Annotated in this window: 14 protein-coding genes; 12 read left to right on the top strand and 2 right to left on the bottom strand. The window is 63.8% G+C overall.

What is annotated here, in order from left to right; genetic code table 11:
- Window positions 1–22 precede the first annotated feature (22 nt).
- The 5 genes from VE759_RS01225 to VE759_RS01205 all read left to right on the top strand — a co-directional run bounded on the left by VE759_RS01225 (window position 23) and on the right by VE759_RS01205 (window position 5,190).
- Window positions 23–1,561 (top strand): bifunctional 3-(3-hydroxy-phenyl)propionate/3-hydroxycinnamic acid hydroxylase, encoded by a 1,539-nt coding sequence (locus VE759_RS01225; protein WP_324927464.1) that lies wholly within the window; start codon window positions 23–25, stop codon window positions 1,559–1,561.
- A 4-nt stretch (window positions 1,562–1,565) separates the two neighbouring features.
- On the top strand, window positions 1,566–2,465 hold the full coding sequence (locus tag VE759_RS01220; RefSeq protein WP_324927461.1) for a hypothetical protein: 900 nt from the start codon (window positions 1,566–1,568) through the stop codon (window positions 2,463–2,465).
- 55 nt (window positions 2,466–2,520) lie between these two features.
- Window positions 2,521–3,114, top strand: a complete 594-nt coding sequence (locus tag VE759_RS01215) for a carboxymuconolactone decarboxylase family protein (protein ID WP_324927460.1) — start codon at window positions 2,521–2,523, stop codon at window positions 3,112–3,114.
- A 68-nt stretch (window positions 3,115–3,182) separates the two neighbouring features.
- A complete protein-coding gene (locus VE759_RS01210; protein WP_324927458.1) occupies window positions 3,183–4,031 on the top strand; it encodes a hypothetical protein in 849 nt (282 codons plus the stop codon).
- Between the two features lie 13 nt (window positions 4,032–4,044).
- Window positions 4,045–5,190 carry an LLM class flavin-dependent oxidoreductase gene (locus VE759_RS01205; RefSeq protein ID WP_324927462.1) on the top strand — a complete coding sequence of 382 codons (1,146 nt, stop codon included), beginning with the start codon at window positions 4,045–4,047 and terminating at the stop codon, window positions 5,188–5,190.
- A 55-nt stretch (window positions 5,191–5,245) separates the two neighbouring features.
- On the opposite strand, the gene VE759_RS01200 is transcribed toward VE759_RS01205, so the two are convergent.
- Window positions 5,246–6,640, bottom strand: coding sequence for a serine protease (locus tag VE759_RS01200; RefSeq protein ID WP_324927456.1), 1,395 nt, complete (start codon window positions 6,638–6,640; stop codon window positions 5,246–5,248).
- A 404-nt stretch (window positions 6,641–7,044) separates the two neighbouring features.
- On the opposite strand from VE759_RS01200, the gene VE759_RS01195 reads away from it, so the two are divergent.
- From VE759_RS01195 to VE759_RS01165, 7 genes are all read left to right on the top strand, one after another.
- Complete coding sequence (locus tag VE759_RS01195) at window positions 7,045–7,269, top strand: hypothetical protein (protein WP_324927455.1); 225 nt, start codon at window positions 7,045–7,047, stop codon at window positions 7,267–7,269.
- Complete coding sequence (locus tag VE759_RS01190; RefSeq protein ID WP_324927453.1) at window positions 7,266–7,415, top strand: hypothetical protein; 150 nt, start codon at window positions 7,266–7,268, stop codon at window positions 7,413–7,415. Before VE759_RS01195 ends, VE759_RS01190 begins: the two co-directional genes overlap by 4 nt.
- A 684-nt stretch (window positions 7,416–8,099) precedes the next feature.
- Entirely contained in the window at window positions 8,100–8,363 is a 264-nt protein-coding gene (locus VE759_RS01185; RefSeq protein ID WP_324927452.1) for an acyl carrier protein, read from the top strand.
- Entirely contained in the window at window positions 8,360–10,168 is a 1,809-nt protein-coding gene (locus VE759_RS01180) for a fatty acyl-AMP ligase (protein WP_324927451.1), read from the top strand. Before VE759_RS01185 ends, VE759_RS01180 begins: the two co-directional genes overlap by 4 nt.
- Before the next feature lie 2 nt (window positions 10,169–10,170).
- Complete coding sequence (locus tag VE759_RS01175) at window positions 10,171–11,307, top strand: type III polyketide synthase (protein ID WP_324927449.1); 1,137 nt, start codon at window positions 10,171–10,173, stop codon at window positions 11,305–11,307.
- Window positions 11,308–11,389: 82 nt separating this feature from the next.
- The gene (locus VE759_RS01170; protein ID WP_324927448.1) at window positions 11,390–13,645 is read left to right on the top strand and encodes an MMPL family transporter; all 2,256 of its coding nucleotides are present in this window, start codon (window positions 11,390–11,392) and stop codon (window positions 13,643–13,645) included.
- Window positions 13,646–13,678: 33 nt separating this feature from the next.
- A complete protein-coding gene (locus VE759_RS01165; RefSeq protein ID WP_324927446.1) occupies window positions 13,679–14,398 on the top strand; it encodes a GAP family protein in 720 nt (239 codons plus the stop codon).
- A gap of 3 nt (window positions 14,399–14,401) precedes the next feature.
- Here VE759_RS01165 and VE759_RS01160 read toward each other — a convergent pair.
- On the bottom strand, window positions 14,402–14,645 hold a 244-nt coding region (locus VE759_RS01160; protein ID WP_324927444.1), incomplete at its 5' end, for a family 1 glycosylhydrolase.

Here is a 14,645-nt window from a genome sequence, read left to right as displayed (position 1 = left end):
GAAGAACGGTCTACCGGAGTTCGTGCCTGTTGTGGTGATCGGTGCCGGCCCGGCCGGCATCGCCGCCGCGACACTGCTGGGGCAGTACGGCATCGAAACCCTGGTGCTGGACCGCCACGAGACGGTCTACCCGCTGCCGCGCGCGGTGCACGCCGACGACGAGGTGTTCCGCATCCTGGCCCGGCTGGGCATCGGCGACGAGTTCGCCGCGCACAGCCGACCTGCACACGGTCTTCGGCTGATCGACCCGCAAATGCGTGTGCTGAGCGAAATCCCGCGCAGCGCCGAGCCGAGCGCCGCCCACGGGTTCCCGCAGATGAACATGTTCGACCAGCCCGAGCTGGAAACCATGCTCCGCGCCAACGTCAAGCGCTACCCGAAGGTCACAGTCCACGGCAATGTGGAGGTCATCTCGGTCACGCAGAACCAACCGGGTCGCGTGCGGGTGAGCTTCCTGGACCGGGTGCGCGGTGGTCAGCAGAGCGTGCAGGCCAACTATGTGCTGGGGTGCGACGGCGCGAACAGCCCGACCCGTGCCGCCATCGGTGCGCATATGTATGGGTTGTCGTTCACGCAGGACTGGCTGGTCATCGACGTCAACACAGACGCCGAACTCAACCAGTGGGAGGGCTGCCACCAGCTGTGCAACCCCAAGCGTGCTGGCACCTACATGCGGATCTCAGAAACCCGCTACCGCTGGGAATTCCAGCTGGTTGACGGTGAGACGGTAGCCGACTACCAGAGTCTGGCCGACGTCGAGCCGCTGATGAGGCCCTGGCTGGGCGACACACCGATCGACGCGTTGGAGCTGGTGCGGATGACCGCCTACACCTTCCGCGCGCAGGTGGCCAGCCGCTGGCGCGACCGCAACGTGTTCCTCCTCGGTGACGCCGCGCACCTGACCCCGCCGTTCGTCGGGCAGGGCATGGCCGCCGGCTTGCGTGACGCGTTGAACCTCACATGGAAACTGGTCGGCGTGCTCGACGGCACCCTGCCCGAAAGCGTGCTGGACACCTACGAGCAGGAACGCAAGCTGCACGTGGCGGCCATGATTTTGATGGCCGTGTCGGTGGGTACCGCCATGACCGGCGGCGGGCGCGTCGGCGATGTGATCCGCCACTGGGCGTTTCCGCGCATGCAAAGCGTGCGCCTGCCTGGCACCCGGGCCAGTGCCATCGAGGGCGTCACCCCCGGTCTGCGCAGTTCCGAACTGGTGATCAAATCGCGCAGATCCGGCGGGCTGGCCGGAACGTTGTGCCCCAACCCGGTGCTCAACGACGGCCTGCGGTTCGACGAGGTCGTCGGCAACCGGTTAGCGCTGATCACCTCGTCGTCACTCACCGACGCGCAGCGAGACGAGCTGAGCCGCCGCGGAGCCGCCGTCATCGAAGCCGCCCCCGGCAGCGAACTTGACGAGTGGCTACGCAAAGGCCGCGCCAGCGCCGCCATCGTGCGGCCGGACCGGACGGTCATGCAGGCGGGCCGCAACACGCAGGCCATCTGTGATGCGGTGCCGACGTTCACCGCAGTTCATAGCGGCGCAGTCGAAGTCGAAAGCTGACGCGATGACCGATCTGCTGGTGCTCAACGCCGGCAAACGTGAATTGCAGGCGGTGTCACTGGATGGCACTCGCGTGCGCACCCTGGTCGCTGGACTCGACGAGCTGCCTGACGGCATCGTCGTCGACCAGCGCCGGGGGCACGTTTACTGGACCAACATGGGCGTCCCGGATCCGGGCAACGCCATGCCCGGAGATGCTGCCTACACCCGCAATGGCTCACTGGAACGCGCGGATCTCGACGGCGGCAACCGCGTCACCGTCTTGCCGCGCGGGGCGTTCACGACCGGCAAACAGCTCACCGCAGATTTCGACGAGGGCGTGCTGTATTGGTGCGACCGGGAGGGCATGCAGGTGCTGTGCTGCAATCTCGACGGCAGCGAGCTGCGGCCACTGGTGGTGCCGGCGGTTGGTGAAGAGGCGGCGCACATCGAACGCAACCATTGCGTCGGCATCGCCGTCGATCTGGATCGGCGCCTGCTGTATTGGACGGAGAAGGGTGCACCAAACGCCGGTGAGGGCAGGATCTTTCGTGCCCCGCTGGAGCTACCGCCCGGCACGAGCGCGCAGCACCGTAGTGATATCGAGCTGCTGTGGAAGGACCTGCCCGAACCCATCGATCTGCACCTGATTAGCAATGGCGCAACGCTGGTGTGGACCGATCGGGGCGACGCACCCGCGGGCAACACGTTCAACCGAGCGGTCGTGCAGCCGATGGTCGGTAATCCCGAGATCCTGTCCACCGGATATCGGGAGGCGATCGGGGTGGCCGCGGTCTCCGACTCGGAGTTCTACGTCACCGATCTCGGCGGCAGCGTCCGTCACGTCAACCTCGACAGCGGAGTCGACACCGAACTGGTGCGCCTCGGCTCGCCCCTCACCGGCATCGCGCTAGCCGAACTTTGAGCCGCGAGCGGTGATCATCCCCTAACGAGGACTCATCCAGAACTGGAGGAACTACATGTCTGATCACAACGACCGCCTGGGCGGACGCCTGCCCCTGGCAGATCCCACCGATCTCGTTGGGCCGCAACGCGAACTCTTCGACAAGATGACGAGCACCGTGGTCCCGTGGGCCGACGACACCGGTTTCCACAGCACCACCGACGACGGGCGATTCATCGGCCCGTTCAATCCCGCGCTGCTCAACCCGGCCATGACCTCAGCCGCTGCCGAGCTGTTGTTGGGCGAAAGGGAGAACACGTCGTTAAGCGCGCGGCTGCGCGAAGTGGTGATCCTCGCGGTGGGCGCCGTGTGGCAGTCCGACTATGAGCTGTACGCCCACACGGCCGCGGCTCGCAAGGTCGGCATCTCTGAGGACGCCATCCGGATGCTGGTCAGCGGTGGAATACCCGACGATCTCAGCAAGGACGAGACGATCGCCGCCGAGCTCACCCGGCAGCTTTCAACCACTCACCGGGTCGACGAAACGCTTTACCGGCAGGCCGAGAATGCTTTTGGCACAAAGGGATTGACCGACATCGTCATCCTCATCGGCATCTACCACACGGTCTGCGCGACGCTCAACCTGTTCGAAATCCCCGTTCCGGATTAGCAGCGCCGTCATGACCCTTTGTCAAGAGGTCGGCGAGCGTTCGACGCGCCGAGATAAGTGTTACCGCCATGCCTAGCGCCCTGCGCGCGCTGATCGTCTTCGCTCTCATTTGCGGGAGCACGGCGTTGGGGTTCGTATTGAAGTTTCCGTTGCCGGAACCCAATACGGGAACGGCCCTCGAGCCCATGAGTACGATCATTTCATTCCTCATTACGATAACGGCCATCGTAATTGGTTTGTTGATAAACGCAACTAAGAACTCTATCGACGCCACACAAGACCATTGGGCCATATTCGCTGGGCAGCTTATCCGGCTTGATCAGACTATGCGCAATTATGGTTCAGAATCGGAACCGATGCGCCGGCAACTCCAGAGTTTTACGGCCGCCGCGATTGTGAACTTTTGGCGCGGGGACACGGTTCCGACCGGCGTCACGTATCCAGATGTGCGCAAATTGTCGAGAGATGAGGCCGGGCAGGTGCTGAGCGAGCTCTTGAATCGCATCGAGCGCGGGATCATCCGATTGAAACCACACGATCCATTGCACCAACGGTTGGCCGCTGACTGTCTTGACCAATATAGAGAGTTTGCGAGGGCCCGATGGTCGCTGCTGCTGGCCCCGCAATACTCGCTACCAGCTCCCTTGCTGCGAATGCTGGTGGGTTGGCTCATGATCATATTCGTATGTTTCGGACTTCGCACGCCGACCAATCCCGTATTGATAAGTGTTATCGCTTTGGCTGCGGCTACGCTGAGCAGCATGGTGTTCGCAATTATCGACGTCGTGGACCCTTATAAAGGTCTGTACAACATTTCCAGCAAGAACATGCATTATGCCCTAGATGCAATGCTTAGGCAGAATTCTTCGGTCAATGTCAGCATCGGACCGTCGGCAGCTCAGCGCGCAGCGTGGTGAAAGGCTATCCGGTATGTCCAGATTTCCCGTAGGCGTGATGGATTCAGCTCTCGTGGGCCGACCAACCGTCGATTCGCTGACTCGGGCCTCCTACCTGGCGGCGGTGGCCAATCGCGTCGACTCGTTCTGGGTACCCGACCACCTCAATGCATTGTTTCCGCGATCCATATGGACCCCGAAACATGCCGGCGCGGCACGGCTCATCCCAAGGGGCGACGCACATCTGGAGCCGTGGACCATGCTCGGACACCTCGCCGCCCGGAACCGTCTGGGCCGGCTGCGCCTCGGTGTGAGTGTCACAGACACCGGGCGCCGTAACCCGGCGGTAACCGCGCAGGCCGCAGCGACGCTGCATTTGCTGACCCGCGGACGCGCGATTCTGGGCATCGGCGTCGGGGAACGGGAAGGCAACGAACCCTATGGTGTGGATTGGTCCAAGCCGGTTGCGCGGTTCGAAGAGGCGCTGGCCACGATTCGAGCGCTCTGGGATTCCGGTGGCGAACTGGTCAACCGTGACTCAGCCCATTTTCCTTTGCGCAACGCGGTGTTCGATCTTCCGCCGTATCGCGGAAAGTGGCCCGAGATCTGGATCGCGGCTCATGGTCCCCGGATGCTGCGGGCCACCGGGCGCTATGGCGATGCCTGGTTTCCCGCGTTCCCCCATCGGCCCCAAGACTATGGGCAACGTCTGGAAATCGTTCGCGCCGCGGCATCCAACGCCGGACGCGACCCGATCTCCATTCTCCCGGCCGTCGAGTTCTTGGTCGTTACCGGCGCCAGCCGCGACGCCGTCGACGAGGCACTGAACTCCCCGATTCTTCGGGCGCTTTCGCTCACGGCGTCCGATGAAGTCTTCGCCCGCCACGGCGCCCGGCATCCGCTGGGACAAGGATTCTCAGGTTCGCAGGATTTAGTGCCGCACGCGTTCGACGAGCAGACAGCACTGTCGCATGGGGCTCAAGTCCCCTCACCCGTCATGCGGGAGGTGTTCTTGAGCGGAACTCCCGATGAAGTGATCGAACAGGCAGCACAGTGGCGCGATTACGGAGCTCGGTACGTGGTGGTGGCGGACGCCAGTTCACTTCAGCGCAGTCTCCGAAAAGGATTGGCAGCGATGATGCCATTCGGCAAGGTTCTGCGCGGACTCAAGAAACTGTAATGCGTCGATGTACCAGTTGTCGGCAGACCGCTTTTGTCGGAATGATCGGAACCGCTTAGGTTGTGGGCTGTCCGCATCCTCTGCAGAACCCGTTGTCGGGGTGGTGTTTTTGCTCCGCACGCGGAGCAGTACCTAGTCGCCGCGGTAAGTCTGTCGCCCCTGGCGCGTTCGGTGTTTTCATGCGATGCAACGAAAGTGGAGCACCGTTGCGTACTGTTCCATAGGCGGGCCGGCTGGGCGCCAACGTGACCTGAGGGCCTTCCGTCTGCATCGCAGCAGGTGTACTTCCGATGATCGTCGCCTCGCTGGCGGGTCCGGCCCCAGGCTGAGGGTGACGCCGGCGCCGGATCACCAAGAGAGTTATGGCAGCCAATGCCAGCACCAGCGCCCCGACCCCGCCGATCGCATACCACAGCGCGCCGATTCCGGCCCGCGGAGCGCTCGACTGGGCCAGCGCCACGTCATGCGACACAAGAAAGGCACGGAGGTCGGCGGTATCGGTGATGAAGTTGAAGTTGGCCGCGTCACGCAGGGCTGCGCTGTTGACGCCGACGACTTGACCGTCCTGGTTCACCGTCGGGCCGCCCGACATCCCCGGCGCAAGCGCTGCGCTGACTTCGATCTTCGTGACACCCTGGGGGGTCACCTGCTGGCTGGACACCGAACCGGACTTGAACGACGCCCGGGCGATCTGGCTCTGATCGGCTACTGCTCGAAGCTCCCCGGGGAACCCGATGGAAGTAACGGGCTCGCCGAGCTTGGGGGTAGCCGTGGCCGCGGCCAACGGCGGGGTTTCCTTGGCCATGTTGGGGACCTGCAGCAATGCCACATCGCCGTTGTCAGTGGGCTTGAAGTCCACCACTTGGACCGTGGTGGGGGTCGTGATGGTCGCACCCTCTACACCTTGCGGCTGGGTAGCCTCCACGAAACGATCGACGGGTGATCCTTGCGTCGCGCCTTCGACATGCCAGTTGGCCAGCGCGTCGTTGAGGTAATTCATCGCAGTGTTCTCCTTCAGGAATGCTTTGAGAACCACCTCTCGGCCGTAAGTAGGGTCGACACAGTGACCCGCCGAGACGATTTGTGCCGTCTTGCTGACGTACCAGCCGGTGCAGGTCACGTAATAGGAGACGTCTTTGGTATAGCCGGCCGTATGACCGGCGGAGGCGTAAGCGGGAACCTCGATGCGCCCGGTCCACTTCGTCCACAGCAGCACCATGGACTTCTCCAAACCGGCCAACTTGTTCGTGTTTCCGGCATCAGCAGAGGCACTCAAGGCCGCCGTGAACATAACGGCGATTGCGCCGATGATCGCGACGAGGATGGCCGTGCCCAGAACGGTCGCGCTGCCGACGGTAGAACCTCTACGAAACACTGGCCAAATCCTTTCAGTGATCGCGGTGGGCTTTGCGGCCCGCGCATCGCGTTGATCGTGGAGCACCAATGCCATTGGCGCCTACGGGTTTCGGCACCCGACACGCCGTCGCCGCCGGACGCCGCGACCCTAATGACGGTAATGACCGGCCCGGTTACCGCCGCGATGGTGGCGGTCTCATCCCTTGGTCACGGATAAGACTGCTTTTCTGTTGATCTCCTTCAATGATGTAGATCATCGCTGTCACCATCGCTGTGACTGACAGGGTTAGTGTGTGCGGCCGAGCGTGAATCAGACGATACGGGTGCTCAGCGGCAGCCGCGGGCGGATGCGCCGGCAGCGGAAAGCGGCGGACACAATCTCAGGTCCCTGACGCGATATCGCCTTTTTCACGCCCGGCTCGGCAGCATTTCATGCAAGCCGTTCGGAGGCGAGACCAGACGTGAAGACACAGCGACAGGACAGATGGGACGAACACGATGGCGGATCAGACCGTTAATCCGCACGCCAACCGGCTGGTGGCAACTTTTGACGACCTGACCAATGAGCAGTTCGCGAAGCTTATCGTGCAGGCGCAGAAGACATTTGGCTCGTGGAGCCAAAGGACGCTTAGTGTACGCCCCGAGGTGCGCAGGCGAGCCGGCGTGGGTGTCGCGTTGGCGACGGCCCACCGCCACCACCGACTACCGGAGGAAGACAAATGACCATGAGCACCCTCCTACGCGCCGAGGCGGTGGGCAGGCTGATGGACATCCAAGACGTATGCAACCGGGTGTTCACCGGAACCGCGAAGTACGCCTTCGCCGACGAGGTGGCCCAGGAAATCATCGAGATCATCAAGAGGCCATGATGACCGTCTACTCGTCACCCTGCACCGATTGTGGCGGAGCACATCTAGGAGCCTGTGGAAGACACCTCAGGCAGATCACCCACCTCCTAATGTGGATAGCCAGTACCGGTCTCATGGTCGGTGCCCTCATTCCGGGGGTCATCTAATGACCAGCCGTGCATTGCCCCTGCGGTACGTCTTGGTCTTACCCGCCGTCCCTGCACTATGGCGGCATCGCCGTCGACGATAAGCGCTGCCCAAGTTGTGGAGTAACGGGGACAACGACTCTCAGCGCTACCGGCTGATGTACTGCTCGGCAAGACTGTGTGGCAACAGCTTCAGTGTGAGTGACACCACCATCCGCGGGTGGTGTTGAACTTGCGCACATTGATCGTGAGACGGGACATCAAGTCGCCCAGGCGCTCTAAGGTTGATACCGCAACGCGGCGTCGCGCCGTACCGCTCTCGTCGCGAGACGTGACGGGTGTTCCGACACTTCGCCGTCAAGTCTGATGAGCAGAATACGCTGTGGCCGCAAATCGCTACGTGTCGCGATCGAGGTGAGAGTCAACGCGAAACAGGGTTATATCGCAACGGCTTTCACCGGTCTGGGGCTTGTCACGGTAGGCGAGTAGTGCTGGCCCCCATCCTAAATGGGTGCCAGCGCTGCCGACACGAAACCCCTACTAGGGAACAGTAAGGCTCATGCCAACAAGAGATGCCGTCGCAACCGTGGAGGCGGTGACCCAGGAGATCATCGACGCCATCCGTGCGGACGTGGGAGATGTCGACCTCGCTGCCGATTCGACGCTGCAGAGCGGGGGGCTGGATTCGTTGAAGGTCATGTCGCTGATCTTCAAGCTCGAGGAGCGCTACGACATTCTCCTGGACGAGGAGGACGCCGACGATCTGCGGACGGTTGGCGATTTAGCAGCTCTGGTGGTGCGCCGCACCGAGGAGCGAACGTGAGAGGGGCTCCCGCGATCCGTCCGAGGCACGAGACGCTAAACGAGATGCTCGCCGCGGCCGCACAAAGTGGCGTGAGCCTGTTCTTCGTTGACCGCAAGGAGCGAGACCTGGAAGTTCCGATGGCGCGCATCCACCAGGAAGCGCTGTCGATCGCGGCGGATCTGATCGTGCGCGGGGTGGGCAAGGGCGATCGCGTCGCGATCGTGCTGCCGACCTGTCCGGAATTCGTGCAGTGCTTCTTCGGCGTGCTGTGCGCGGGGGCCATCCCGGTTCCGCTGTACCCGCCGGTGCGGCTGGGCAGACTCGATGAGTATCACCGCAAGACCGCGGCCATGCTGCAGGCGGTGGACGCGGTATTGGTGGTGACCGACGAACGCATCCGGCGGTTGCTTGGTGTCGCCGTTGAGACCTCGGCTCCGCGCCTGGGCTGTGTGACGGCAGCCAGCCTGGGCGGCACGGATTCGGTCGAGATCGATGTCGATATCGACATTGATATCGACATCGCCGCCGACGACGTGGCCTTGATCCAATTCTCGTCGGGCACCACCAGCGATCCCAAGCCGGTGGCGCTGACCCATGCCAATCTGCTGTCGAACCTGGCCGCGATCGAGCGCTACCTGATAGACGAGGGCGCCCCGAACCAAGTCGGCGTGACGTGGCTGCCGCTCTACCACGACATGGGATTGATCGGAAACCTGCTGTCGGCGTTTTACGTTCAGGGCAAGCTGGTCCTGCTGCCGCCCGAGCTGTTCGTCGCGGTGCCGGGTGCGTGGCTACGCGCCATCTCACGACACCGGGGCACGGTCACCGCGGCGCCCAACTTCGCGTTCGGCCTGTGCCTGAAACGCATCCGCGACGACGAACTCGACGGCGTCGACCTGTCCTCATGGCGCGTGTCTCTCAACGGTGCCGAGGCGGTCAGCGCCGCGGTGCAGCGCCGATTCGATCAGCGATTCGCGCGCTGGGGGCTGAGCGCATCGGCGCTCACGCCGTGTTACGGGATGGCCGAGGCCGCCCTGGGCGTCACGTTCAAGCCGGCCGGCACCTCCTTCGACACCCTTGGCGTGGACGCCGAGAAACTGGCGCTCGACGGCATCGTCGCGCCGGGAAACAAACAACTGGTGAGCGTCGGCCGCCCGCTCGCAGGTGTGGAAGTAGAGATCCGCGACGCGGCCGGGGTGTCGTTGCCCCCCGGTCGCGTCGGTCACATCTTCGTTCGGGGGCCCAGCGTCATGGTCGGCTACTTCGGCCGCAAGGACCTGACCGATCAGGCGATCCACGACGGCTGGCTGGATACCGGGGACCTGGGGTTCACCCGCGACGGCGAGCTCTTTGTGTGCGGACGGCACAAGGACATCATCGTCGTGCGCGGCGCAAACCACGGACCCGAGGAGTTCGAGGCGGCGTTGGACGAACTGGATGGTGTTCGCACCGGATGCGCAGTCGCCGTGGGGTTTGTCCCCGATGGCCAGGACGACGAGGCGCTGGCCATGCTCGTCGAGACCACGGCGGATGCCCCCTCGACGCTGGCCCACGACGTAGCGTCGCGGGTCCAGGAGCGCACCCAGATCCGGCCCACACACGTCGAACTGCTGGCACCGGGAACACTGCCCCGCACCAGCAGCGGAAAGCTGCGGCGACGCGAGGCGCGCACCCAGTGGCTCGCGGGCACGCTTTCGCCCCCCGACAAGGTCTCCGCCGCAAGGCTACTGGTCGCGGCGGCCCACGGCGAGCTCTCCCACACACGCGCGAAATTCTCACGGCGGGCGGCCAACAGGTTCAGACGAAGCGACAGGAAACGATAGCCATGTACCGGGCAGACACCACCATTGACGCGTCCTCGGGGGGCGCACCCGCGCCCTGGCACGCGCCTGCCAAGGTCGCGCAACTGCGGCCCACCCTGCTGCGCATGGCGTCGGCGCATCCGCCGTACCAGGTCACCATGCAGGACAGCTGGGAACTGTTGTTTCAGCACATGTCGCCGCAGGTTCGGTTCGCGAAGCGAATCATCGAGTCGACAGCCGTGCAGAAGCGCCACATCATGTGGGACCCGGAGGCGCTGCCAGAAGCCTGTGCCATGCTCACCGGTGACCGGATGTCAGCCCATGCCGATGCGGTCATCGACGTGGCCTCCCGTTCGATCGATCAAGCGATTGAGGGTTTCGACAAGGGCCGCGTCGGCAGCTTCGTGATGGCCTGCTCGACCGGCTACGTCAATCCCGGACCCGATCTTCTACTCGCCAAAAAGCTCGAGCTGCGATCGGATCTGCGACGCACCTTCATCGGCCACATGGGCTGCTATGCGGCCGGCAATGTCATCAAGGTCGCGATGGACAGCGTGGCCGCCAGGCCCGACGAGCTGGTGATCGCCAACTGCACCGAGCTCAGCTCGGCCCACGTGCGCGATAGACCGATGCCGCACGAGGATCCGACGGAATCGCTGATCACCCAGGCGCTCTTCGGCGACGCCAGCGTGTCAATGCTGATGGGCTCGGCGCCCGACGGCACCGGAACCCAGTTCCTGCGCACGCACACCGAACAGCTCTACGACCAGCACGAGATGATGAGTCTGAACATCGGCAACCAGTCGTTCTGGATGACGCTGGCCGCCGGCGTACCGACGGCGCTGCAGGAGAACATCGAGGGCTTTCTGGTCAAACTCCTGCAACCGCTGGGATTGTCGGCAAGCGACATCAGCCACTGGGCGATTCACCCGGGCGGCCCGAAGATCCTGCGGGTGCTGGGCAAACAGCTGGCGCTGCAGCCGACGCAACTGCGGGCGAGCTGGGACGTCCTCGCGAATGCCGGGAACTGCGCCTCAGCCACCGTGCTACTCGTGCTCGAAGACATTCTGCGAGTCGATAAGCCCCGCAGCGGAGAGTACGGGGTGCTGGTGACATTCGGGCCGGGACTCACCATCGAGGGCGCGGTAATTCGCTTCTGAACCAGATCGATCACGCTTCGCGGCCGTGCCAAGCGCTGATCATCGGAAAGCAGAGGCCACAGGATCCCGGGGCGGAGGAAATGTGTTAGAGGGTATTGCCCGGCTGGCCATTCGCGCGCCGCGGCGGATCATCGCAATCGCGGTGCTCGCGCTGGCCTGCACGGCGCTGTTCGGCATTCCGGTGGCCAAGAGCCTGTCCCCGGCCGGCTTCCAGGATCCGACCGCGGAGTCTGCGCACGCAACCAACCTGCTGAGCAGCAAGTTCGGTCAGGGTGACATGCAGATGCTGATCACCGTCGGCTCCAACGGCGGCGCGCAAAGCGAAGCCGCCCGCGCTGTCGGCACCGACATCGTGCGTCAGCTTCAAAACTCGCCCTATGTGGCACAGGTTACGTCGGCATGGACGGCACCGCCGTCCGCGTCGGGGTCGCTGATCAGCAAGGACGGGAAGACCGGGCTGATCGTCGCGGGCATCACCGGCGGTCAGAACAGCGCGCCGCAGCATGCCGAGACGCTGAGCAAAACATTGGTGCACGACCGTGACGGCGTGATCGTGCGCGCCGGCGGCCAGGCCATGACCTACACCCAGATCAACCTCCAGACTCAAAAAGATCTCAGGGTCATGGAATCCATCGCGATCCCGCTGAGCTTTTTGGTGCTGGTGTGGGTGTTCGGTGGCCTGGTGGCGGCGGCGCTGCCGCTGGCAGTCGGCGGCTTGGCGATCTTCGGTTCGATGGCCGTGCTGCGCGCGATCACCTACGCGACCGACGTCTCGATCTTCGCGCTGAATCTGTCCGTCGCGATGGGCCTGGCCTTGGCGATCGACTACACGCTGCTGATCATCAGCCGCTTCCGCGACGAGCTTGCCACCGGCGCCGGACGCGACGAGGCCCTGATGCGCACGATGGCCACCGCCGGCCGGACCGTGCTGTTCTCGGCGATGACGGTGGCGCTGTCGATGTCGGTGATGGTGCTGTTTCCGATGTACTTCCTGAGGTCATTCGCCTACGCCGGCGTCGCGGTGGTGGCACTTGCCGCCGTCGCCGCCATCGTGGTGACGCCGGCTGCCATTGCGCTGCTCGGCGAACGATTGGACTCCTTGGATATTCACCGACTGGTGCGCACGCTGCTGCACCGGCCCGAACCCGTCTCCCGCCCGGTTCAGCAGCACTTCTTCTACCGGTTAGCCAAATTCGTGATGCGCCGGGCCATCCCGATCGGGCTCGCGATCATCGCGCTGCTGGTCACGCTCGGCATCCCGTTCTTGAGCGCCAAGTGGGGCCTGCCCGACGATCGCGCGTTACCGACATCAAGCTCGGCGCGCCAGGTCGGTGATCAACTCCGCACCGATTTCGCCGACGACTTGGCGACGAACGTGACGGTTGTCATTACGGATACGTCCGGGGTCACGGCCGCCGAGATGGGTCGCTACGCAGCACGGCTCTCGCAGGTACCGGATGTGTCATCGGTATCCGCCCCGGATGGGACGTTCGTCACCGGTGGGCGCGCCGGACCGCCCGCGGCCGCGACCGGGATGAGGGAAGGTAGCGCGTTTCTGACCGTGGCGAGCACCGCGCCGCTGTACTCGCAGGCCTCCGCCACGCAGCTTGATCGGCTGCAGGCCGTGCCCGGACCCGCGGGCCGGCCCGCGCTTTTGACGGGCACCGCACCGATCAACCGCGACACCGCCCACGCCGTCACCTCTCGGGCGCCCATCGTCCTCGCCGTCATTGCCGCGATCACATTCGTACTGATGTTACTGATGACTGGCAGTGTGATCTTGCCGCTGAAGACGCTGCTGCTCAACGTCTTATCGTTGACGGCCGCGTTCGGCGCTCTCGTGTGGATCTTCCAAGACGGGCACCTCGGGGCTTTGGGTACCACCGTCACCGGCACGCTGGTGGTCACCATCCCCGTGCTGTTGTTCTGCATCGCGTTCGGGCTGTCGATGGACTACGAGGTAATGCTGGTGTCGCGGATTCGCGAGCATTGGCTGGCCTCCAACCGGACACAAGCCGACAACGACGAAAGCGTGGCACTCGGGATGGCCCACACCGGCCGGGTGATCACCGCCGCGGCGCTGATCATGTCGATCTCGTTCGCGGCGATGATCGCCGCCCAGGTGTCGTTCATGCGGATGTTCGGTGTCGGGTTGACGCTGGCGGTGTTAGGAGACGCAACGCTGGTGCGCATGCTGCTCGTCCCGGCGTTCATGCATGTGATGGGCCGGTTCAACTGGTGGGCCCCGAAACCGCTTGCGCGGCTGCAGGAGCGGTTCCCAATGAGTGAATCCGATCATCCGTTAGCCCGGCCGGCGGCTACGCCAAGCTTGCGTTGACTCAGCGACATTCGTTGGAAATAGGTGTCGGCAATGTGCAGCGCAGTTCTCGTGCTTTCACTTGTAGTGGCGATGGACCCCGTTCGGATCGGGATCACGGCACTCTTGATGTCGCGGCCGCGGCCAATGCTCAATCTGTTTGCCTTCTGGCTCGGCGGCATGGTAGCGGGCATCGGCACCGCATTGGTTGTGCTGCTATTTCTACGCGATTTCACGCTTTCCCTTATGCGGGAAGTGGATTCGGCCATCACCAGCCAGACTGTTGCATACATACAGGTTGCGATCGGTGTGCTAGCGTTGCTGGCCGCCGCGCGCCTCTGGGCACGCCACCACGCGCTTGTGCCGGTGACCAGCGGCGGTCAGTCCCCCGACCTGGCGCTAGCGCCGAACACACCGGCGGGATACCGAAGGTTGTCGATCCGCGGCCACCTTGAAGACAGGTCACTGGTGGTTGCGTTTGTAGCCGGCCTCGCATTGGCGACGCCGCCTGTCGAGTACCTGGCGGCGATGGTCGCGATTTTGACGTCGGGAGCAACTGCCGCTGAGCAATTCGGCGCGGCCCTTATGTTCGCCGTCGTGGCATTTACCGTCGTCGAGGTTCCGCTCGTCACCTATCTCGCAACGCCGGCGAAGACGCTAGCCGTCGTGCAGCGGGTGAACGCTTGGATAAGCGCGCGCCGCCACGCCATCCCCACCATCGTCGTCGGCGCAATCGGTGTCTTACTGCTGGTTACCGGCATGGGCAACGTTTGATGGCTAAAGAATTCTGGCCCGGTCAAGCAGCACATCCAGTGACCCGCTCCGGCTAACGGTGCCGTAGGCGACGGCGCTCGGACGGACGACGCGGCGGTAGTGATCATCACGGTCGATGCCTATGAGGCCGAAGGTCGGCATATACCCGTGCGCCCACTCGAAGTTGTCGAACGACGACCAGTACATGTAGCCGCGAACATCCACGCCCGCATCCATCGCCTGTTTGAGCTGGTATAGGTGTGCCGCG

The organism is Mycobacterium sp. (genome assembly GCF_035640695.1).
GTDB lineage: Bacteria > Actinomycetota > Actinomycetes > Mycobacteriales > Mycobacteriaceae > Mycobacterium.
The sequence above is the reverse complement of the archived record's forward strand: the minus strand, read 5'-3'. Positions and strand labels throughout refer to the sequence as shown.